Here is a 19,448-nt window from a genome sequence, read left to right on the forward strand (position 1 = left end):
AAGTGCTTCAATTCCATAAAAAATTGTTATCATCTGCGGCATGACGACGACTACCCCCCCGACTCCAGGCGTACAACTGCTTGAGGTCTCGCCGGAATATGCCGGCCAGCGTATTGATAATTTCCTTCTCGCCCGACTCAAAGGCGTGCCCAAGACCTTGATTTACCGCATTTTGCGCAAGGGCGAAGTGCGCGTGAACAAAGGTCGGATCAAGCCCGAGTACAAGCTGCAGGCGGGCGATATCGTGCGCGTGCCGCCGGTTCGCGTGCCTGAGCGCGACGAGCCGGTGCCACTGGCACAAGGCCTGCTGCAGCGGCTCGAGGCCTCGATTGTCTTCGAAGACAAGGCCCTGATCGTGATCAACAAGCCCGCCGGCATTGCGGTTCACGGCGGTAGCGGCCTGACGTTCGGGGTGATCGAAGCCTTTCGTCAGTTGCGCCCCGATTGCAAGGAGCTCGAACTGGTTCACCGTCTCGACCGTGACACGTCCGGCCTGTTGATGATCGCCAAGAAGCGCAGCATGTTGCGCCACTTGCACACCGCGTTGCGCGGTGATGGCGTCGACAAGCGCTACATGGCGCTGGTCCGCGGCAACTGGGCGAGCTCGATCAAGCAGGTCCGTGCATCGCTGGGCAAGAGCAATCTGCGCTCCGGCGAACGCATGGTCGAGGTCGACGAGGAGGAGGGCAAGGAGTCCGTGACCGTGTTCAAGGTCCTGCGCCGCTTCGGCGACTTTGCCACCCTGATCGAAGCCAAGCCGATTACCGGCCGGACTCACCAGATCCGCGTGCATACCTTGCACGCCGGGCATTGCATCGCTGGCGACACCAAGTACGGCGAAGAAGGTTTCAGCAAGGAGATCCGCGATCTGGGCGGCAAGCGCCTGTTCCTGCATGCCTACATGCTGACCGTGCCGTTGCCTGATGGCGGCGAGCTGAAGTTGCAGGCGCCGGTCGACGAGATGTGGGCCAAGACTGTGGAGCGATTGAGTGCGCCCATCTGATTACAAGCTGCTGATCTTCGATTGGGACGGCACGCTGGCCGATTCCATTGGCCGGATTGTCGAGGCGATGCATGTTGCCTCCCGGCGCTCCGGTTTTGAACAGCGCGACGATTTTGCCGTCAAGGGCATCATCGGCCTGGGCTTGCCGGAAGCGATCCGCACCCTGTACCCCGAGATCGAAGACGCCGAGTTGATCGCGTTTCGCGAGCACTACGCCGAGCATTACATTGCGTCGGAGGCCGTGCCTTCGCCGTTGTTCGAGGGTGTGGTCGAGTCGCTCGAGGCATTTCGTGCCGAGGGTTATCATCTGGCTGTGGCGACCGGCAAGGCCCGTCGCGGGCTGGATCGGGTGCTGAAGGCCCATGGCTGGGAGGATTACTTCGATATCACCCGTGCCGCCGACGAGACCGCCAGCAAGCCCCATCCGCTGATGCTCGAGCAGATTCTCGCCCATTGCGAGGTGCGCCCGGAGCAGGCATTGATGGTCGGTGATTCGTCCTTTGATTTGCAGATGGCACGCAACGCCGGCATGGAGTCGGTGGCGGTAAGCTATGGCGCTCAGTCAATCGATGCGTTGAAGCTTTATGAGCCGCGACTGGCCATCGACCGTTTTTCAGAATTGCACGCCTGGCTGAGTCAGCAGGCTTAACCGGGTTGTTTTTGGGGTGGATGGCATGACCGACGAATGGAAGGCGCCCGCCAAGGCGAGCGCAGAGAGCGGTGACGACAAAAGCTGGAAGCTGCTGGAGAAGACGCTGCTGGCCAGTGTGCAGGAGCAGCGTCGCTCCCGTCGCTGGGGCATATTCTTCAAGTTAATGACTTTTGTTTATCTTTTCGGCGTTATTGCTCTGTTTTCGCCGCTGATGGATATGGAAAAGGCCGCTACCCTCAGTGCCAATTACACGGCGTTGATCGATGTGACAGGTGTGATTGCCGACAAGGAGTCGGCCAGCGCAGACAATATCGTTGGCAGCCTGCGCGCGGCTTTCGAGGACAAGAAGGTCAAGGGCGTCATCCTGCGTATCAACAGCCCGGGCGGCAGTCCGGTGCAGTCGGGTTATGTCTATGACGAGATCCGTCGCCTGCGCGGCCTGCATCCGGACACCAAGCTGTATGCGGTCATTTCCGACCTGGGGGCTTCCGGTGCTTACTACATCGCCAGTGCGGCGGATCAGATCTACGCCGACAAGGCGAGCCTGGTTGGTTCCATCGGTGTGACGGCAGCCGGTTACGGCTTTGTCGGCACCATGGAAAAGCTGGGTGTCGAGCGTCGCACTTACACCTCGGGCGAACACAAGTCGTTCCTCGATCCGTTCCAGCCACAGAAGCCGGAAGAAACCGCTTTCTGGCAGGGTGTGCTCGATACGACCCACAAGCAGTTCATCAACAGCGTCAAGCAAGGGCGCGGCGATCGCCTGAAAGACAAGGAGCATCCGGAGCTGTTCTCCGGTCTGGTCTGGTCTGGCGAGCAGGCGCTGCCGCTTGGATTGATCGATGGACTGGGTAATGCCAGTTCGGTCGCGCGGGATGTGATCGGCGAGAAGGAGCTGGTGGACTTTACCGTTCAGGAGTCGCCATTTGATCGCTTCTCGAAAAAGCTCGGTGCCAGCGTGGCTGAGCATTTGGCGATGTGGATGGGGTTTAACGGTCCGTCGTTGCGTTAAGCCGTTTTAAAGATCAAAAGATCGCAGCCTGCGGCAGCTCCTACACACAGATCACCTGTAGGAGCTGCCGAAGGCTGCGATCTTTTGCTTTCAGGGTATTTGCAAGCCTTCGGCCAATAGCATGTCGATCAAGCGAATCAGCGGCAGGCCGATCAGGCTGGTGGCGTCAGGACCCTCGGTGCTGCGAAACAGGCTGACCCCCAGGCCTTCGGCCTTGAAGCTGCCTGCGCAATCGTAGGGCTGCTCGGCGTGTAGGTAGCGCTCGATGCGGGTCGCGTCGAGTGTGCGCATGTGTACGGTGAACGGCACGCAATCGACCTGGCAGTGCCCTGTCCGGCTGTTGAGCAAGGCCAGGCCGGTCAGGAATGTCACGCTGGTGCCGCTGGCGGCCAGCAGTTGTTCGCGGGCTTTTTCGAAGGTGTGGGGCTTGCCGATTATCCGCTCTCCCAGCACGGCGACCTGGTCGGAGCCGATTATCAGATGAGCGGTATGGCTGGCGGCCAGGGCGCGGGCTTTCTCTTCGGCAAGGCGCTTGACCAGCGCGATGGCGGATTCGCCCGGGCGATGGCTTTCGTCGATATCCGGCGAACTGCAGGTGAATGGCAGTTGCAGGCGGGCCAGCAATTCCCGGCGATAGACCGAGCCGGAAGCGAGTAATAAAGGCAGCATGCGCATCTCCATAAGGCAGGTGCGAATTCTAGCGAGGCTTCCAAGTGACGGACAGGGCTGAATTTCCTTTGACATGGGCGGGTGCATCCCTATAATGCTGCGCCTATGTTGAATGACCCGATTCCACCTCACGTTGACCCGCGCAAATTGGCTGATCGTGGCACCACCCTTCAAGGTGAAATGCTGCTGGCCGATTTGGAGAGACTCTGCGACCCGCTTTCCGACAATGTCGGTACGGTGCAGGCTAAATTCGTTTTTGAACGAGATGAACGTAAATCTGTGGTCATCCACAGCTTTATCGACACTGAAGTCAAAATGGTTTGCCAGCGTTGTCTTGAGCTGGTCACCCTGCCGATCCATAGCGAATGCAGTTACGCTGTGGTGAAGGAGGGTGCGAATACCCAGTCGTTGCCGAAAGGTTATGACGTGCTGGAACTGGGCGAAGATCCATTGGATCTGCAGTCACTGATCGAGGAGGAGCTTCTGCTCGCCTTGCCCATTGTGCCTGCTCATCATCCGGAAGAATGCCAGCAGCCGGCGGGAGCAGATGAGCCCGAACCGAGCGAGGACGAGGTAACGCGGTCCAACCCGTTCAGTGTATTGGCGCAGTTAAAGCGTGACCCAAACGTTTAGGAGTTAATCAATTATGGCTGTTCAGCAGAACAAAAAATCCCGCTCTGCCCGTGACATGCGCCGTTCGCACGACGCTCTCGAGGCTAGCACCCTGTCTGTAGAAAAAACCACCGGTGAAGTTCACCTGCGTCACCACGTTTCGCCAGAAGGCGTATACCGTGGCCGTAAAGTGATCGACAAGGGCGCTGACGAGTAATCACTTGTCCGCTCAAGTCATCGCGATTGACGCAATGGGCGGGGACTTCGGTCCCCGCAGCATTGTCCAGGCCAGCCTTGCTTGCCTGTCCGCTACACCCTCGCTGCACCTGACCCTCGTCGGTCAACCCTCCCTTCTTGAAGAATTGATCGCTGGCCATTCGGCTGTGGATCGCGCGCGCCTGTCGATTGCTCCGGCGAGCGAAGTCATCGGCATGGACGAAAAGCCCGCCCAGGCCTTGCGAGGCAAGCCCGATTCATCGATGCGCGTGGCCCTTGAGTTGCTGCGCGACGGTAAAGTCCAGGCCTGTGTCAGTGCGGGCAATACCGGGGCGCTGATGGCGTTGTCGCGCTTCGTGCTCAAGACCCTGCCGGGCATTGACCGTCCGGCCATGGTGGCGGCGATCCCGACACAAAAGGGTTACTGCCAATTGCTCGACCTGGGTGCCAACGTCGATTGCAGTGCCGAGCATCTGTTGCAGTTTGCGGTGATGGGCTCGGTGGCGGCGGAGACGCTGGGCATCAGCCGCCCACGGGTGGCGTTGCTGAACATCGGCACCGAAGACATCAAGGGCAATCAGCAGGTCAAGCTGGCGGCGACTTTGTTGCAAGGCGCCCGGGGCATCAATTACATCGGCTTTATCGAAGGCGACGGTTTGTACCGTGGCGAAGCGGATGTGGTGGTGTGTGACGGTTTTGTCGGCAACATCCTGCTCAAATCCAGCGAAGGCCTGGCGACCATGATTGCCGGGCGCATCGAGGCGTTGTTCAAGAAGAGCCTGGCCTCACGTGCGGTCGGTGCACTTGCGCTGCCGTTGATGAAGCGTCTGCAGGCTGACCTGGCGCCTGCCCGGCATAACGGCGCGAGCTTTCTCGGCTTGCAGGGGATTGTGGTGAAGAGCCACGGTTCTGCCGGGGTCCAGGGTTTCCAAAGCGCCATTTCGCGCGCCATGATCGAGATTCAGGAAAATCTTCCCGAGCGCCTGCACGGTCGTCTGGAGGATTTGTTGCTTTAGGCGTTTTCGTCGGACAATGCTTAAATGTGACCGCTTGGTTCGATGGGCCATCCAACTGTCAGTTTCTTGCGTCCCCAAAGCGGGGCGCCAATTCTCCGACGACAAGATCATTAGGGGCTTGTTACATGTCTGCTTCCCTCGCATTCGTCTTCCCGGGACAGGGTTCGCAGTCCCTCGGCATGCTGGCCGAGCTGGGCGCACAACATCCGGTTGTCCTTGAAACATTCAAAGAAGCTTCCGATGCACTGGGTTACGACCTGTGGGCACTGACCCAGCAAGGGCCGGAAGAGCAACTCAATCAAACCGATAAAACCCAACCGGCCATTCTGACCGCCTCGATCGCCCTGTGGCGTCTGTGGCTGGCCGAAGGTGGTGCGCGTCCGGCTTACGTCGCCGGGCACAGCCTGGGTGAATACAGCGCGCTGGTGGCAGCGGGCAGTCTGAGCCTGGGCGACGCGGTGAAACTCGTCGAGCGTCGCGGCCAACTGATGCAGGAAGCCGTTCCGGCCGGGCAGGGCGGCATGGCCGCCATCCTCGGCCTGGAGGATGCCGACGTACTGGCCGCCTGTGCCGAAGCGGCGCAAGGCGAAGTGGTCAGCGCGGTCAATTTCAACTCACCGGGCCAGGTGGTCATCGCCGGTGCCAAGGCAGCGGTCGAGCGCGCCATTGAAGGCTGCAAGGCGCGTGGTGCCAAGCGGGCCATGCCGCTGCCGGTCAGCGTACCGTCCCACTGTGAGCTGATGCGTCCGGCTGCCGAGCGTTTCGCCGAATCGATCGCCGCGATCAACTGGCAGGCGCCACAGATTCCCGTGGTCCAGAACGTCAGCGCCGAAGTGCCGGCCGATCTGGAAACCCTCAAGCGTGATCTGCTCGAACAGCTGTACAAGCCGGTACGCTGGGTCGAGTCCGTACAGGCGCTAGCTGCCAGGGGCGCGACCAATCTGGTCGAGTGCGGCCCGGGTAAAGTGCTGGCCGGTCTGAACAAACGTTGCGCCGAAGGCGTATCGACATCCAACCTCAATACCCCAGACGCTTTCGCTGCCGCCCGTGCAGCGTTGGCCTGAATCAGGAGAAGCTTGCATGAGTCTGCAAGGTAAAGTTGCACTGGTCACCGGTGCAAGCCGTGGCATCGGCCAGGCTATCGCCCTGGAACTGGGTCGTCAGGGCGCCATCGTTGTCGGTACGGCGACTTCCGCGTCGGGTGCCGAGCGTATTGCCGCGACCCTGAAGGAAAACGGTATTCAAGGCACCGGCCTGGAACTCAATGTCACCAGTGACGAGTCCGTGGCGGCGGTCCTGGCGAGCATCCAGGAGCAGTTCGGTGCGCCGGCGATCCTGGTCAACAATGCCGGTATCACCCGCGATAACCTGATGATGCGCATGAAAGACGACGAGTGGCATGACGTTGTCGATACCAATCTGAACAGTCTGTTCCGCCTGTCCAAGGGCGTTTTGCGTGGCATGACCAAAGCCCGTTGGGGCCGAATTATCAGTATTGGTTCGGTTGTGGGTGCCATGGGCAACGCAGGCCAAGTAAACTACGCTGCCGCCAAGGCCGGTCTGGAAGGTTTCAGCCGTGCATTGGCGCGTGAAGTCGGTTCGCGTGCGATTACGGTAAACTCGGTGGCCCCAGGGTTCATCGATACCGATATGACCCGTGAACTGCCCGAGGCGCAGCGTGAAGCCTTGCAGACGCAGATTCCGCTGGGTCGTCTGGGGCAAGCTCAAGAGATCGCGTCCGTGGTCGCTTTTCTTGCGTCGGACGGTGCGGCTTACGTTACCGGAGCTACAATCCCGGTGAACGGCGGGATGTACATGTAATTCAAATGTGACGGATTGCTTCAAAAAAATGTCATACGAGCTGTCTAAAATCCGTTATAAAGCTGCAATCTATTTATAGGCAGAGGGTCACCGGGTTCGAGGAGTGAAGCTTTCAGTTGAAAAGCTGAAAAGCCTTTCTATACACTTACCCACTGGCCAGCTGCCTGAATTTGTCCATTAGGAGTGAAAACAAGGTATGAGCACCATCGAAGAGCGCGTCAAGAAAATCGTTGCTGAGCAACTGGGCGTTAAAGAAGAAGAAGTGGTCAACACTGCTTCCTTCGTTGAAGACCTGGGTGCCGACTCCCTTGACACCGTTGAGCTGGTGATGGCTCTGGAAGAGGAATTCGAGACCGAAATCCCTGACGAAGAAGCCGAGAAGATCACTACTGTACAAGCTGCAATCGACTACGTTACTAGCCACCAGGCGTAATAGTTTGTAATCGTTGCTCGCTGTCATGGAAAAACCGCACTGCCATCATGGCGTGCGGTTTTTTCTTTAGGCCTGATGCAAAGTCGTCATTTGAAAAAAGGAGAGTGCTGTGTCGCGTAGACGCGTCGTAGTCACCGGTATGGGTATGTTGTCGCCACTGGGCACGGATGTGCCGAGCAGTTGGCAGGGCATTCTGGCTGGCCGCAGTGGCATTGGTCTGATCGAACACACCGACCTTTCTGCCTATTCCACCCGTTTTGGCGGCTCGGTAAAGGACTTCAATGTCGAGGAGTACCTGTCGGTCAAGGAAGCCCGCAAGCTCGACCTTTTCATTCAGTACGGTCTGGCCGCAGGTTTTCAGGCGGTGCGCAACGCCGGTCTGGAAGTCACTGACGCCAACCGCGAGCGTATCGGCGTGGCCATGGGCTCGGGTATTGGCGGTCTGACCAATATCGAAGAAACCGCCCGCACGCTGCACGAGACCGGCCCACGGCGGATTTCCCCGTTCTTCGTGCCAGGCTCGATCATCAATATGATTTCCGGTTTCCTGTCGATCCATCTGGGGGCACAGGGACCTAACTACGCCATCGCCACGGCCTGTACCACCGGTACCCACTGCATTGGCATGGCAGCCCGTAACATCATGTACGACGAAGCCGACGTGATGATTGCTGGCGGCGCCGAGATGGCAGCCTGCGGCCTGGGCATGGGCGGCTTCGGTGCCTCGCGCGCGCTGTCGACCCGCAACGACGAGCCGACCCGCGCCAGCCGTCCATGGGACAAGGGCCGTGACGGCTTCGTGCTGTCCAATGGTGCCGGTGCGCTGGTTCTGGAAGAGCTGGAACACGCCAAGGCCCGTGGTGCGACCATCTACGCCGAACTCATTGGCTTCGGCACCAGCGGCGATGCCTACCATATGACTTCGCCACCCGCCGATGGCGCGGGTGCTGCCCGCTGCATCACCAATGCGTTGCGCGATGCGAAGATCAATGGCGATCAAGTGCAGTACATCAACGCCCACGGCACGTCGACTCCCGCAGGCGATCTTGCTGAAGTCAATGCGATCAAGTCGGTGTTCGGCGAGCATGCCTACAAGCTGGCCGTCAGTTCGACCAAATCCATGACCGGCCACCTGCTGGGTGCGGCGGGCGCGGTCGAGGCGATCTTCAGCGTGCTGGCGATCAACAGCCAGGTGGCGCCGCCGACCATCAACCTTGATGAGCCGGATGAAGGCTGCGACCTCGATTTTGTGCCGCACACCGCGCGCAACATGGATATCGATGTGGTCGTGTCCAACTCCTTCGGTTTTGGCGGCACCAACGGCTCGCTGGTGTTCCGCCGGTTCGCAGGCTGATGGACAGCTGGGTCGACGGTCAGCCGGCTGACGCTTTGTCGCTGAAGGATCGCGGCCTGGCTTATGGCGATGGTCTGTTCGAGACCATCGCCGTGCGCAACGGGAAGCCCGTGTTGCTGGAGCGGCATCTGTCGCGTCTGGCGGATGGCTGCTCGCGTCTGGCGCTTGCTGCCGATCAGGAATTGATCCGCAGCGAACTGCTGGCCTACGCCGCGGCATTGGGTGACGGGGTGCTCAAGCTCATGCTCACCCGCGGCGACGGTCTGCGCGGTTACGCTCCCGATCCTTCGGCCCAGGCCCGACGCATTCTGCAAGGCAATCCATCTGCGGCTTACCCTGCCGCGCATGGCGAGCAGGGTATTCGTCTGTTTCCCTGCACCACACGATTGTCCAGGCAGCCATTACTGGCCGGCCTCAAGCACCTCAATCGACTTGAACAAGTCCTCGCCCGTGCCGAATGGCAGGACACCGAGCATGCCGAAGGCTTGATGCTCGATCAGGCCGGGCGCGTGATCGAGGGCGTGTTCAGCAATCTGTTCCTGGTGCGTGACGGTGTGCTCATCACGGCTGATCTCAAGCGCTGCGGCGTGGCCGGGGTGATGCGTGCCGAACTATTGTTCCAGGCCAGGTCGCTGGGAATCCCCACGCAAATCACCGACATTCCCCTCGAACAGCTGCAATGGGCTGACGAAGTCTTTGTCTGCAACAGCGTGTATGGTATCTGGCCGGTGCATGCCTATGCTGCTCTTCACTGGCCGGTTGGGCCACTCACCCGTAAACTCCAAACCATTGCCCGTGTGCTACTGGATGCTTGATACGTGAGACGTAAACTCTTGCTGCTGCTGGAAACCGGAGTGGTTCTGGCAGGGCTGCTGATGGGTGCTTCAGCCTGGAAAATTCATTCGGCGCTGGTACAGCCGCTGAACATTGCCCAGGAACAATTGCTGGATGTGCCCAAGGGCACCACGCCGACCCGCACCTTCTACCGACTCGAAGCCAATGGTGTCATCAAGGACGCCTTCTGGCTGCGCGTGTATTGGCGCTTCAATCTCGGCAAACAACCCCTGCACAGCGGTGAATACCGCATGCAACCGGGCATGACCGTCGAAGGCCTGATCGACCTGTGGAAACGCGGGGAAATGGTTCAGTACAGCCTGACCCTGGTCGAAGGCTGGAATTTCCGTCAGGTTCGCGCAGCGCTGGCCAAGGAAGAGAAGCTCGACCATAGCCTCGACGGTTTGAGCGACAGCCAGGTCATGGACAAGCTCGGTCACACCGGGATTTTTCCGGAAGGACGCTTCTTCCCTGACACCTATCGTTACGTGCGCGGCATGTCCGATATCGAGCTACTGAAAACCGCCTACGACCGCCTCGACGAAGTGCTCGCCAAGGAGTGGCAACAGCGCTCTTCCGATGTGCCGTACACCGAACCCTACCAGGCGCTGATCATGGCTTCGCTGGTGGAAAAGGAAACCGGTGTGCCGCAGGAGCGCGGGCAGATTGCCGGTGTGTTTGTGCGACGCATGGCGATGGGCATGCTGCTGCAGACCGATCCGACGGTGATCTACGGCCTTGGCGACCGCTACAGCGGTAAGCTGACCCGGGCTCACCTCAAGGAATCGACGCCTTATAACACCTACATGAATGCAGGCCTGCCACCGACGCCGATTTCCATGGTCGGTCGCGAAGCCATTCATGCGGCACTCAATCCGGTGGAGGGCAACAGCCTCTACTTCGTGGCGCGCGGTGATGGCACTCACGTGTTCTCCGACGACCTGGATGCCCACAACAATGCCGTGAAGGAGTTCCAGCTCAAGCGCCGCGCCGATTACCGCTCCAGCCCGGCGCCCACTGCCACGCCAGAGACAGCGCCGACCCAGACTGAGCAAAATGGTACGCAGGAGGCCAAGGCTTCGCAGGAGCTGGCACCGATCCCGGCCGCTTCACCGGACACGGCTCCCGAGGCGCTGCCGCAAGTGCCGGCGCAAGATCCCGCGCCAGCTCCTGAAACGCCGGAACCCGATGCAAGCGTACCGAATAGCCCGCAATGACTCTGACTAAGGACTGCCTGTGACTGGCTTGTTTATTACTCTGGAAGGCCCGGAAGGCGCCGGCAAGAGCACCAATCGCGAATACCTGGCCGAGCGCCTGCGCGCCGCCGGCATCGAGGTGGTGCTGACCCGCGAGCCGGGGGGCACGCCGTTGGCCGAGCGCATCCGTGAAGTGCTGTTGGCTCCCGTCGATGAAGTCATGAACCCGGATACCGAGTTGCTGTTGGTGTTCGCGGCGCGTGCCCAGCACCTGGCTGAAGTGATTCGCCCGGCGCTGGCCCGCGGTGCCGTGGTCTTGTGTGATCGTTTTACCGATTCGACTTACGCCTACCAGGGCGGTGGCCGTGGCTTGTCGCTTGAGCGCATCGCGGCTCTGGAAACCTTCGTTCAAGGCGATCTGCGCCCGGACCTGACACTGATTTTCGATCTGCCTGTCGAGGTGGGTCTGGCCCGCGCCAGCGCACGCGGCCGCCTGGATCGCTTCGAACTCGAAGGCCGGACCTTTTTCGATGCCGTACGCCATGCGTTCCTCAAGCGGGCCAAGGCGGATCCGGCGCGTTATGTGCTGGTCGATGCGGCCCAACCGTTGGCACAGGTTCAGCAATCGCTGGATGCCTTGTTGCCGCGCCTGCTGGAGTTGAGCCGTGGCTGAGGCCTATCCGTGGCAGGAAAACCTCTGGCAGCACCTGGCGGGGCGCGCGCAGCATGCGCACGCCTACCTGCTGCATGGCCCGGCCGGGATCGGCAAGCGGGCACTGGCCGAGCGCCTGATGGCCAGCTTGCTGTGCCAGCGCCCGACGGTGCTGGAGGCCTGTGGCGAATGCAAATCCTGTCTGCTGCTCAAGGCTGGCAGCCACCCGGATAACTACATCCTTGAACCGGAAGAAGCCGACAAGGCGATCAAGGTCGATCAGGTTCGCGATCTGGTCGGTTTCGTGGTGCAGACCGCGCAGTTGGGCGGACGCAAAGTGGTGTTGATCGAGCCGGTTGAGTCGATGAACATCAACGCCGCCAACGCCTTGCTCAAGAGCCTTGAAGAACCGTCCGGCGATACGGTTTTATTGCTGGTCAGCCATCAGCCGAGCCGCTTGTTGCCCACCATCAAGAGTCGCTGCGTGCAGCAGGCCTGTCCGCTGCCGGGTGAGGCGATGAGCTTGAAGTGGCTGGCGCAGGCATTGCCGGAATGTTCCGAGGAGGAGCGCGTCGAGTTGCTGACGCTGGCCGCAGGTTCGCCACTGGCGGCGGTCAATCTCCAGACCCAGGGCGTGCGCGAGCAGCGCATGCAAGTCGTGGAAGGGGTGAAGAAACTCCTCAAGCAACAGCAGTCGCCGACGCAACTGGCCGAAGAATGGAAAAACATTCCGATGTTGCGCCTGTTCGATTGGTTCTGCGACTGGTCGAGCCTGATCCTGCGCTATCAGTTGACCCAGGACGAAGCCGGCCTCGGCCTGGCCGACATGCGCAAGGTCGTGCAATACCTGGCGCAGAAAACCGCCCAGGGCAAAGTCCTCGATATCCAGGACTGGATCCTCGCCCAGCGGCAGAAAGTCTTGAGCAAGGCCAACCTCAATCCGGCCTTGCTGCTGGAGGCCTTGCTGGTGCAATGGGCGTCCTTGCCTGCCCAAAGATGACTGCCTGCGCCTAGAATCTATCAGTACACCCGACCGTCCCACCCATTCGATGTAAGTTGCAGCCCTTTATGCTCGTAGATTCCCATTGTCACCTCGATCGCCTCGACCTGGCCGCCCACGACGGCTCCCTGGATGCTGCCCTGGATGCCGCCCGGCAGCGCGGAGTAGGGCACTTTCTGTGTATCGGTGTCAGCGCGGACAACGCAGCTGACGTCAAAGCCCTGGCCGAACGTTATGACGACGTCGACTGCTCGGTGGGCGTGCACCCTCTCGATGTACAACCGGGTGCCGCGCCGGCGTTGGACTGGCTGTTGCAGGAGCTCAATCACCCGCGTGTGGTCGCCATTGGCGAAACCGGCCTCGATTACCACTACGAGCCGGAAGCGGCGCAGTTGCAGCAGGAATCCTTTCGCCTGCACCTGCAAGCGGCGCAGCAGACCGGCAAACCGGTGATCATCCACACCCGCGGGGCCCGCACCGATACCCTGGACTTGCTGCGCGAAGCGGCACTGCCCCAGGCGGGCGTATTGCACTGCTTTACCGAAGACTGGGACATGGCGAAGGCTGCACTGGACATGGGCTATTACATTTCCTTGTCCGGGATTGTCACTTTTCGCAATGCCGATGCGTTACGCGATGTGGCCAGCAAGGTGCCGGCCGACCGGTTGCTGGTGGAAACCGATTCGCCCTACCTGGCGCCGATTCCCCATCGCGGCAAGCCAAACCTGCCGCAGTACGTGCGTGAAGTAGCGGAATTTCTGGCAATGTTGCGCGGTGAACCCTACGAGCGGTTTGCCGAGCAGACCACAGCCAATTTCAAGCGGCTGTTCCCGCTGGCGCATGTGAAATCAGTTTAGGATTCGAAGCCGCTTTCGCGAGCAGGCTCGCTCCCACAAGGTTAAATCGCAGGCAAAAAAAACCCGGGTTCTGGGGGGTGAATCCGGGTTAAGACCATTAGGAGTAAAACAATGGCACGCGGTCCGTTGGTACCAATATCGGCGTGACACTTGGGGGAGATGCCCCGCCGACAGTTCAAGTATTGATCAGGATTGCGCCTAGTCCAGTTTGCCGACCCGGGTTTTTAAACAAATTTGGAATACGTGCGCTTCGGAAGAGTTCTCATCAACCGACAATCGTGCGCGGAATGACCGGAAAGCGCAGATATGGTCGGATGATCCGTGCATTTTTGCGTAAGTTAGGCATAATACGCGGCTTCGAATTTTGACCCCGACAGACCTTTTCTTATGCATAAAGAACCTCGTAAGGTCCGTGAGTTTCGTCGCCGCGAGCAGGAAATTCTCGATACCGCGCTAAAGCTGTTCCTCGAACAAGGTGAAGACAGTGTCACCGTCGAGATGATTGCTGATGCCGTCGGTATCGGCAAAGGCACGATCTACAAGCATTTCAAATCCAAGGCGGAAATCTATCTGCGCCTGATGCTCGACTACGAGCGCGATTTGAACGCACTGCTGCATTCGGCCGATGTCGACAAGGACAAGGAAGCCCTGTCCCGGGCCTACTTCGAATTCCGCATGCGCGATCCACAACGCTATCGCCTGTTCGACCGCCTCGAAGAGAAGGTGGTCAAGGGCAACCAAGTGCCGGAGATGATCGAGGAGCTGCACAAGATCCGTGCCTCGAACTTCGAACGCCTGACCCTGCTGATCAAGGGCCGGATCAGCGAAGGCAAGCTGGAAGACGTGCCACCTTACTTCCATTACTGCGCGTCCTGGGCGCTGGTGCACGGTGCTGTCGCGCTGTATCACTCGCCGTTCTGGAGCAATGTGCTGGAAGATCAGGAAGGTTTCTTCCAGTTCCTGATGGACATCGGCGTGCGCATGGGCAACAAACGCAAGCGCGACACCGACACTTCCGGCAGCTGAGCCATTCAGTTGCCTTATTGCGCCATGATTTCGCTACTTGGCGCAGTACCGCAGGAATATACTCAGGTAGAGGACTTGCTAAAACTTGATTTCTGAGTCAAGTTTTAGCGGCCCGATATTCTTCCGCCGGAGTGACCATGATCGTTGACCGTCAAGGCAGGCGTTTTCGCAACTTGCGAATCAGTCTGACCTCTGCCTGCAATTACGCCTGTACCTATTGCGTGCCCAACGGCAAGCGGCTGGTGGCTGCGCAGGATGAATTGTCGGCCGAAGCGATGGCACGTGGTGTGGCTTATCTGATTGAAGCGGCCGGGATCGAGCGTTTGCGCATTACCGGCGGCGAGCCGTTGGTCAGCCCGAAACTCGAAGCGTTCATGACAGCGGTCGGGCAGATGGGCCTGGAAGACATCAGCCTGACCACCAATGGCCAGTTGCTGGCGAAGAAGCTGCCGCTGCTGGTGAACGCCGGCATTCGGCGCCTCAACGTTTCCCTCGATACCCTCGACGCCAGTGCGTTCCGCGGCATTGCCCGGGGCGGCGATCTGGCCACCGTGCTCGACGGCATGAGCGAGGCCAGTGCGGCCGGCATGAGGATCAAGGTCAACATGGTGCCGCTGCGCGGACAGAACCTTGATCAAGTGATGCCGCTGCTCGACTACTGCCTGGAGCGCGGTTATGAACTGCGCTTCATCGAGCTGATGCGCATGGGCCACCTGGCCAACGACTCCAATGCGTTTTTGCAGCAGTTCGTCAGCCTCCAGCAATTGCTCAGCCTGATCGGCGAGCGCTATGAATATCTGCAGGCCGATGCCCCGGTCGATGCAACGGCGGTTCGTTATGAAATTCCCGGCCAGGGTTACTTCGGCGTGATCGCCAACGAAAGTGTGCCGTTCTGCCGGACCTGCTCGCGACTGCGCTTGTCTTCCACCGGGTGGCTGCATGGCTGCCTGTCGTCGAGCAATCGTCATTACATCGGCGACCTGCTGGACAAACCGCGCCACCAGGCGCTGCCGGCCTTGCAGAGACTCCTGGTGAAAGCCTTGGGGGACAAGCAGGAAGTGGCGTTCTCTGGCGGCGCGACTGTCATGAAGATTATCGGCGGCTGATCCGGCCTCATCGCGGGCAAGCCACGCTCCCACAAGGTTTTGCGTAAACCCTTGTGGGAGCGAGCTTGCTCGCGATGGCTATGGATAAGCCGACAATGCCCATGAGCTGGCGCAAAAGCTGCATCCTACGGCCATTCGCCGGTTTTCCGACACCGGCCTCTGGAGGATAGGATGCGTAGCCTGGTTTTGCTGCTGGCCGTTTTGGCGCTTGGTGGCTGCATGAACGTCAGCGATATGGCCGAAGGGACTCGTTACCATATGAGCGATGCGGGGTTGCTCGATCACAGCGACAGCCGCCGCGTAAACAACCTGCGCATTCAACCGGATTCGTTCGTCTACATCGCCCAAGGCGCCTTCATGCCGCCGGGCAGCGCCATTTACCCACGGCCCAATGTGATTGCCGAAGTCGCGTTCGATGGCTTCGTCGAATACTTCCCTATGGTCCGCCGTGCCCGCATGCCGGAAGGCCTCGACCAGGCCATGGGCGAAGCCCGTGCCGCCGGTGCGCACTATCTGCTCTACACCCGATTCGCCAAGTCGGACGACCGTATCGGCAACTCGGACGAATGGCTGGATCAGGAAGCCCTGGATCGCCTCGGCATCGACAGCGGTATGATTCAGATCATGTTGATCGAGACCAGCACCCAGTATTTGATTGATACTGCGACCATCAAGAGTCGTGGCGGTTTACTGACGTTCCACGATAAAAAACCCGAAGACCTGATGGGCCCGCCGCTGGAGCAATATGCGCGCGGCCTGCTGGGGCTCAGCGACCAGTAACTTCAAGGAGAACGCCATGAGTGGCCCGCAAAAAGCCAACGACTTGCTGGGGCAGATCCCCAAGACCAAAGGCTTGCCGCCGGTGCACCTGTGGAACCCCGATTTCTGCGGCGACATCGACATGCGCATCGCCCGGGACGGCACCTGGTATTACCTGGGCACGCCGATCGGGCGCAAGCCGATGGTCAAACTGTTCTCCACCATCATTCGCCGCGACGGCGATGATTATTTCCTGATTACCCCGGTGGAAAAGGTCGGCATCAAAGTCGACGATGCGCCGTTCGTGGCGATTGCGGTGGACGTGGAGGGCGAGGGTGAGGCGCAGGTGTTGCGCTTTACCACCAACGTCGATGAAACCACCGAGGCCGGTGCGGAGCATCCGCTGCGTGTAGTGATCGATCCCGACACGCAGGAGCCAGCCCCTTACGTCCATGTGCGCAGCAATCTTGAGGCGTTGATTCACCGTAATGTGTTCTACCAATTGGTAGAGCTGGCGGTGAGCCGAGAGATCGACGGCCAGCGCTGGCTCGGTGTCTGGAGTGGCGGCGAGTTCTTCCCCATCGGTCTCGAACCCTGACGCATAACCCTGTGGGAGCGGGCTTGCCCGCGAAGGGGTCACTAGCTTCAGTACATTTCTCCTGGCTTCACTATTGGCTGATATTGCTGTCCTCGTCCTCGGTGGTGCTTGAGCCGAGACCACCGCTGCCGGGCGTTTTTTTGTCCGGCAAGTCCGCCCCGCCCTGACGTCCCATGTCATTGCCCTGGATGCGCGGGTCGGTGCCGGTGGACGGAGGCAGGTTGTGGTCGATGGTGGTGCCGTCGGTGTTCATGCCGGGGGCACTCTGGATGGCCGGCGCCCTGGGCTTTTCCACCGGATTGGTCGGGCCGGTACTCGAGCCGAGGGTCCCGGCGAACGAGGCACAAGACAGCAGGGCGGTGAGGGCGAGGGCGGTCAACCTGGAGAGGATCATGGTGTTGTCTCCAACGGGTAGAGTCCTTACCTGATTAGTCCGCCCCCTATCTGGATGGGTGCATTGTTAGCGACGAACGGCTCAGGCCTGTGCCATTGCCCTGGCCGCTGCAGCCCTTCGCCAGATCAATCGGCCTGCGGTGATCAACCAGTTGAGCGCAGCAACCGCCAGCACGGTGAGCAACAGTGTGGCCATCCCTTGCTCGACGATGATTTTCCCTGCCAGCAAGGGGAAGCCGAACACTCCGATGAAGTACGACAGGCTGAACAGCAGCAAGGATTGCGCAGTGGTGCCGGTCGGTGCTTCATTGGCGGCGAGGCCGTTGATCACCGAGTAGGTCAGGCCGTAACCGATCCCGAGCATCACCGCCGCGAGCACGTAGCTGAAGCTGCTGTCGACGACAAAACCGAACATGACGATCGATGCCAGCATCAGCCCCGAAAGCAGGCACGAGGCACGCAATGGATCGCGCTTGACCACGAACCCGGCAACCAGCATTCGGCCACTGATTGCCGCGCTCATGAAGCCGAGGAAGAACAGCGAGTAGTCGAGCGAGCGCGCTGCGGCATAACTGGTTTGAAAGCTCGACAGCCCGCCGAACACGCAGCCGCCAAGACCGACCATGATGATCGGGAAGACAGCCCTGGACGACAGCACCTGACCCGCGGCACGCCACGAAATCCGCGATACGCTGCCCGATGGCAGGGAGGCCTGATTCAATTTTCGCTGCAGCCGCCAGAACAGCAGCACACCGACCAGGCTGGCCAGCGCCGCCAGGTAAAACGCAGCGGTCACCGGATAACCGAGGGCGCTCGCCGCGCGGCCGAGCAGCGGGCCACTGCCGATCCCGGTCATCATGCTGCCCGACAACAGGGCGAAGTATCTGGCGCGCTGTGCGGGGGTTACCAGGCTTGCCACGATGATCGGCCCGAGGGTGTAGAACACGCCCCAACCCAGGCCCAGCAGCAGGCCGAAAAACAACAGCAGAGGGCCGAAGCCCGGGGTCAGGGCGAAACCCAGGCTGGCCGCTACCAGCAACACACCGAACAGCGCCGCCGACCGGGCAGCACCGAGCAGGTCGGACAGATGGCCGGAAACGATCACCGCTGCAAAGGTGCTGAGCATCGCCGCCGAAATCACACTGCCGGCATCGTGTTCGTTGCCGCCACGCGCGCTGATCAACAGCGACAGCAGGAAGGTCGAGCCGTAGGACAACGACAACAGGTAACTGGCGAGACAAAACAGGCCGAACAACTTGCTTGAGACAGGGGGTGTTGCGGTAGGCATGACGCGGTTCCTTGACCGGATAAGTGAGCAGCGCCGCTATCTAACCACGCAGGGCCCGAATGTCAGGTCCAAGGTTATCGATGCCAGGGTTAGTGGTGACCGGAGTAACGCATCAGCAGTGGTGATTCAGTTTTTGTGGCGAGGGAGCTTGCTCCCGCTGGCCTGCGAAGCAGGCCCTGTCGCGAACTGCTCTGTTTTTCCAGATAGATCGCATTGCCTGCTTTTGGGGTTGCTGCGCAACCCGGCGGGAGCAAGCTCCCTCGCCACAGGCAAGCCCCCTCGCCACAAATATCGTGTCGTCTTAGTATGGCGTTTTCAACTTTAGACAAGGCACGTCCATGACGATCGAAATCCGCCCGGCGACCCCCAGTGATGCACCGCAAATCCTCGCGTTCATCACTGAACTGGCCGACTACGAACGTGCCCGCCATGAAGTCATCGCCAGCGTTGCCGATATCGAGCGCAGCCTGTTCAGCGAAGGCGCCACCGCCCATGGTCTGATCTGCCTGCGCGACGGTGCAGCCATCGGTTTCGCGGTGTTCTTCTTCAGCTATTCCACCTGGCTGGGTAGCAATTGCTTGTACCTCGAAGATCTCTACATCACTCCGGAGCAGCGCGGCGGTGGCGCGGGCAAGACCCTGCTGCGGCATCTGGCGAAAATCGCCTGCGCCAACGACTGCGGTCGTTTCGAGTGGAGCGTGCTGGAGTGGAATACGCCGGCCATCGACTTCTACAAATCCTTGGGCGCGCAGCCGCAGGAGGAGTGGGTTCGGTATCGGATGGACGGGGCCGTTTTGAGGGATTTTGCTGCGGGTAATTGATAGCCCTTAAAAGATCGCAGCCTTCGGCAGCTCCTACACCGGGACGAACGTTCACCTTGTAGGAGCTGCCGAAGGCTGCGATCTTTTTTTGTCTTCGTCTCACAATATGGGATTGATATTTATATATTGA

23 protein-coding genes are annotated in these 19,448 nt (G+C 60.0%); 20 read left to right on the forward strand and 3 right to left on the reverse strand.

The genetic code is table 11. The features are described 5' to 3' along the window. Positions 1 to 40: 40 nt before the first annotated feature. The 3 genes from rluC to AC3WJW_RS17860 are packed head-to-tail and all read left to right on the forward strand — an operon-like array spanning position 41 to position 2,667. Complete coding sequence (gene rluC, locus AC3WJW_RS17850; RefSeq protein ID WP_095963753.1) at positions 41 to 1,003, forward strand: 23S rRNA pseudouridine(955/2504/2580) synthase RluC; 963 nt, start codon at positions 41 to 43, stop codon at positions 1,001 to 1,003. Then, complete coding sequence (locus AC3WJW_RS17855; RefSeq protein ID WP_493726845.1) at positions 990 to 1,652, forward strand: HAD-IA family hydrolase; 663 nt, start codon at positions 990 to 992, stop codon at positions 1,650 to 1,652. The genes rluC and AC3WJW_RS17855 overlap by 14 nt, the downstream gene beginning before the upstream one ends. Positions 1,653 to 1,677: 25 nt before the next feature. After that, complete coding sequence (locus tag AC3WJW_RS17860) at positions 1,678 to 2,667, forward strand: S49 family peptidase (protein WP_493726846.1); 990 nt, start codon at positions 1,678 to 1,680, stop codon at positions 2,665 to 2,667. Positions 2,668 to 2,757: 90 nt separating this feature from the next. On the opposite strand, the gene AC3WJW_RS17865 is transcribed toward AC3WJW_RS17860, so the two are convergent. Further along, a complete protein-coding gene (locus tag AC3WJW_RS17865) occupies positions 2,758 to 3,336 on the reverse strand; it encodes a Maf family protein (RefSeq protein ID WP_493726847.1) in 579 nt (192 codons plus the stop codon). A gap of 105 nt (positions 3,337 to 3,441) precedes the next feature. Here AC3WJW_RS17865 and AC3WJW_RS17870 point away from each other — a divergent pair, with 105 nt between their 5' ends. The 16 genes from AC3WJW_RS17870 (at position 3,442) to AC3WJW_RS17945 (ending at position 16,816) form a co-directional block, all read left to right on the forward strand. Beyond that, on the forward strand, positions 3,442 to 3,969 hold the full coding sequence (locus AC3WJW_RS17870; protein WP_007942001.1) for a YceD family protein: 528 nt from the start codon (positions 3,442 to 3,444) through the stop codon (positions 3,967 to 3,969). A gap of 13 nt (positions 3,970 to 3,982) precedes the next feature. After that, positions 3,983 to 4,165 carry a 50S ribosomal protein L32 gene (gene rpmF, locus AC3WJW_RS17875; protein WP_003179396.1) on the forward strand — a complete coding sequence of 61 codons (183 nt, stop codon included), beginning with the start codon at positions 3,983 to 3,985 and terminating at the stop codon, positions 4,163 to 4,165. Positions 4,166 to 4,169: 4 nt separating this feature from the next. Next, positions 4,170 to 5,180: a phosphate acyltransferase PlsX gene (gene plsX / locus AC3WJW_RS17880; protein WP_102700898.1), complete on the forward strand. Its 1,011-nt coding sequence runs from the start codon at positions 4,170 to 4,172 to the stop codon at positions 5,178 to 5,180. A 125-nt stretch (positions 5,181 to 5,305) separates the two neighbouring features. Then, positions 5,306 to 6,244: an ACP S-malonyltransferase gene (gene fabD, locus AC3WJW_RS17885; protein ID WP_493726848.1), complete on the forward strand. Its 939-nt coding sequence runs from the start codon at positions 5,306 to 5,308 to the stop codon at positions 6,242 to 6,244. Between the two features lie 16 nt (positions 6,245 to 6,260). Then, positions 6,261 to 7,001 carry a 3-oxoacyl-ACP reductase FabG gene (gene fabG / locus AC3WJW_RS17890; RefSeq protein WP_007977052.1) on the forward strand — a complete coding sequence of 247 codons (741 nt, stop codon included), beginning with the start codon at positions 6,261 to 6,263 and terminating at the stop codon, positions 6,999 to 7,001. Between the two features lie 196 nt (positions 7,002 to 7,197). Next, on the forward strand, positions 7,198 to 7,434 hold the full coding sequence (acpP, locus tag AC3WJW_RS17895) for an acyl carrier protein (protein ID WP_003175607.1): 237 nt from the start codon (positions 7,198 to 7,200) through the stop codon (positions 7,432 to 7,434). Between the two features lie 109 nt (positions 7,435 to 7,543). Then, complete coding sequence (gene fabF, locus AC3WJW_RS17900) at positions 7,544 to 8,788, forward strand: beta-ketoacyl-ACP synthase II (RefSeq protein WP_057713716.1); 1,245 nt, start codon at positions 7,544 to 7,546, stop codon at positions 8,786 to 8,788. After that, positions 8,788 to 9,603, forward strand: a complete 816-nt coding sequence (gene pabC, locus AC3WJW_RS17905; RefSeq protein WP_493726849.1) for an aminodeoxychorismate lyase — start codon at positions 8,788 to 8,790, stop codon at positions 9,601 to 9,603. Before fabF ends, pabC begins: the two co-directional genes overlap by 1 nt. Before the next feature lie 3 nt (positions 9,604 to 9,606). Further along, positions 9,607 to 10,839, forward strand: a complete 1,233-nt coding sequence (gene mltG, locus AC3WJW_RS17910) for an endolytic transglycosylase MltG (RefSeq protein ID WP_493726850.1) — start codon at positions 9,607 to 9,609, stop codon at positions 10,837 to 10,839. 19 nt (positions 10,840 to 10,858) lie between these two features. After that, complete coding sequence (tmk, locus tag AC3WJW_RS17915) at positions 10,859 to 11,491, forward strand: dTMP kinase (RefSeq protein ID WP_015096378.1); 633 nt, start codon at positions 10,859 to 10,861, stop codon at positions 11,489 to 11,491. Beyond that, complete coding sequence (locus AC3WJW_RS17920) at positions 11,484 to 12,470, forward strand: DNA polymerase III subunit delta' (protein ID WP_493726851.1); 987 nt, start codon at positions 11,484 to 11,486, stop codon at positions 12,468 to 12,470. The genes tmk and AC3WJW_RS17920 overlap by 8 nt, the downstream gene beginning before the upstream one ends. A gap of 68 nt (positions 12,471 to 12,538) precedes the next feature. Beyond that, the gene (locus AC3WJW_RS17925; protein WP_493726852.1) at positions 12,539 to 13,327 is read left to right on the forward strand and encodes a TatD family hydrolase; all 789 of its coding nucleotides are present in this window, start codon (positions 12,539 to 12,541) and stop codon (positions 13,325 to 13,327) included. A 387-nt stretch (positions 13,328 to 13,714) separates the two neighbouring features. Beyond that, positions 13,715 to 14,353, forward strand: a complete 639-nt coding sequence (locus AC3WJW_RS17930) for a TetR/AcrR family transcriptional regulator (RefSeq protein WP_007977040.1) — start codon at positions 13,715 to 13,717, stop codon at positions 14,351 to 14,353. A gap of 137 nt (positions 14,354 to 14,490) precedes the next feature. Then, positions 14,491 to 15,459: a GTP 3',8-cyclase MoaA gene (locus tag AC3WJW_RS17935; protein WP_493726853.1), complete on the forward strand. Its 969-nt coding sequence runs from the start codon at positions 14,491 to 14,493 to the stop codon at positions 15,457 to 15,459. A gap of 171 nt (positions 15,460 to 15,630) precedes the next feature. Continuing rightward, a complete protein-coding gene (locus AC3WJW_RS17940) occupies positions 15,631 to 16,239 on the forward strand; it encodes a DUF4823 domain-containing protein (protein WP_493726854.1) in 609 nt (202 codons plus the stop codon). Between the two features lie 16 nt (positions 16,240 to 16,255). Further along, positions 16,256 to 16,816: a DUF1285 domain-containing protein gene (locus AC3WJW_RS17945; protein ID WP_218482733.1), complete on the forward strand. Its 561-nt coding sequence runs from the start codon at positions 16,256 to 16,258 to the stop codon at positions 16,814 to 16,816. Positions 16,817 to 16,886: 70 nt separating this feature from the next. Here AC3WJW_RS17945 and AC3WJW_RS17950 read toward each other — a convergent pair whose 3' ends face one another. Together AC3WJW_RS17950 and AC3WJW_RS17955 are read right to left on the reverse strand one after the other, a co-directional pair. Continuing rightward, on the reverse strand, positions 16,887 to 17,210 hold the full coding sequence (locus AC3WJW_RS17950; protein ID WP_493726855.1) for a hypothetical protein: 324 nt from the start codon (positions 17,208 to 17,210) through the stop codon (positions 16,887 to 16,889). Between the two features lie 81 nt (positions 17,211 to 17,291). Further along, positions 17,292 to 18,497 (reverse strand): MFS transporter, encoded by a 1,206-nt coding sequence (locus AC3WJW_RS17955; RefSeq protein WP_493726856.1) that lies wholly within the window; start codon positions 18,495 to 18,497, stop codon positions 17,292 to 17,294. A gap of 338 nt (positions 18,498 to 18,835) precedes the next feature. On the opposite strand from AC3WJW_RS17955, the gene AC3WJW_RS17960 reads away from it, so the two are divergent. After that, positions 18,836 to 19,318, forward strand: a complete 483-nt coding sequence (locus AC3WJW_RS17960; protein ID WP_085724875.1) for a GNAT family N-acetyltransferase — start codon at positions 18,836 to 18,838, stop codon at positions 19,316 to 19,318. The last annotated feature ends 130 nt before the right edge of the window (positions 19,319 to 19,448 follow it).

The sequence above is a fragment of the Pseudomonas sp. GW821-FHT07G06 genome (genome assembly GCF_058986625.1).

What these genes read in the sequence shown, in the direction of transcription:
- AC3WJW_RS17950 (WP_493726855.1), bottom strand. Translation starts at nt 17,210, where the DNA reads ATGATCCTCTCCAGGTTGACCGCCCTCGCCCTCACCGCCCTGCTGTCT.
- AC3WJW_RS17865 (WP_493726847.1), bottom strand. Translation starts at nt 3,336, where the DNA reads ATGCTGCCTTTATTACTCGCTTCCGGCTCGGTCTATCGCCGGGAATTG.
- AC3WJW_RS17955 (WP_493726856.1), bottom strand. Translation starts at nt 18,497, where the DNA reads ATGCCTACCGCAACACCCCCTGTCTCAAGCAAGTTGTTCGGCCTGTTT.
- AC3WJW_RS17945 (WP_218482733.1), top strand. Translation starts at nt 16,256, where the DNA reads ATGAGTGGCCCGCAAAAAGCCAACGACTTGCTGGGGCAGATCCCCAAG.
- rluC (WP_095963753.1), top strand. Translation starts at nt 41, where the DNA reads ATGACGACGACTACCCCCCCGACTCCAGGCGTACAACTGCTTGAGGTC.
- AC3WJW_RS17930 (WP_007977040.1), top strand. Translation starts at nt 13,715, where the DNA reads ATGCATAAAGAACCTCGTAAGGTCCGTGAGTTTCGTCGCCGCGAGCAG.
- AC3WJW_RS17925 (WP_493726852.1), top strand. Translation starts at nt 12,539, where the DNA reads ATGCTCGTAGATTCCCATTGTCACCTCGATCGCCTCGACCTGGCCGCC.
- fabG (WP_007977052.1), top strand. Translation starts at nt 6,261, where the DNA reads ATGAGTCTGCAAGGTAAAGTTGCACTGGTCACCGGTGCAAGCCGTGGC.
- AC3WJW_RS17940 (WP_493726854.1), top strand. Translation starts at nt 15,631, where the DNA reads ATGCGTAGCCTGGTTTTGCTGCTGGCCGTTTTGGCGCTTGGTGGCTGC.
- fabD (WP_493726848.1), top strand. Translation starts at nt 5,306, where the DNA reads ATGTCTGCTTCCCTCGCATTCGTCTTCCCGGGACAGGGTTCGCAGTCC.
- acpP (WP_003175607.1), top strand. Translation starts at nt 7,198, where the DNA reads ATGAGCACCATCGAAGAGCGCGTCAAGAAAATCGTTGCTGAGCAACTG.
- pabC (WP_493726849.1), top strand. Translation starts at nt 8,788, where the DNA reads ATGGACAGCTGGGTCGACGGTCAGCCGGCTGACGCTTTGTCGCTGAAG.
- AC3WJW_RS17860 (WP_493726846.1), top strand. Translation starts at nt 1,678, where the DNA reads ATGACCGACGAATGGAAGGCGCCCGCCAAGGCGAGCGCAGAGAGCGGT.
- rpmF (WP_003179396.1), top strand. Translation starts at nt 3,983, where the DNA reads ATGGCTGTTCAGCAGAACAAAAAATCCCGCTCTGCCCGTGACATGCGC.
- AC3WJW_RS17960 (WP_085724875.1), top strand. Translation starts at nt 18,836, where the DNA reads ATGACGATCGAAATCCGCCCGGCGACCCCCAGTGATGCACCGCAAATC.
- AC3WJW_RS17870 (WP_007942001.1), top strand. Translation starts at nt 3,442, where the DNA reads ATGTTGAATGACCCGATTCCACCTCACGTTGACCCGCGCAAATTGGCT.
- AC3WJW_RS17935 (WP_493726853.1), top strand. Translation starts at nt 14,491, where the DNA reads ATGATCGTTGACCGTCAAGGCAGGCGTTTTCGCAACTTGCGAATCAGT.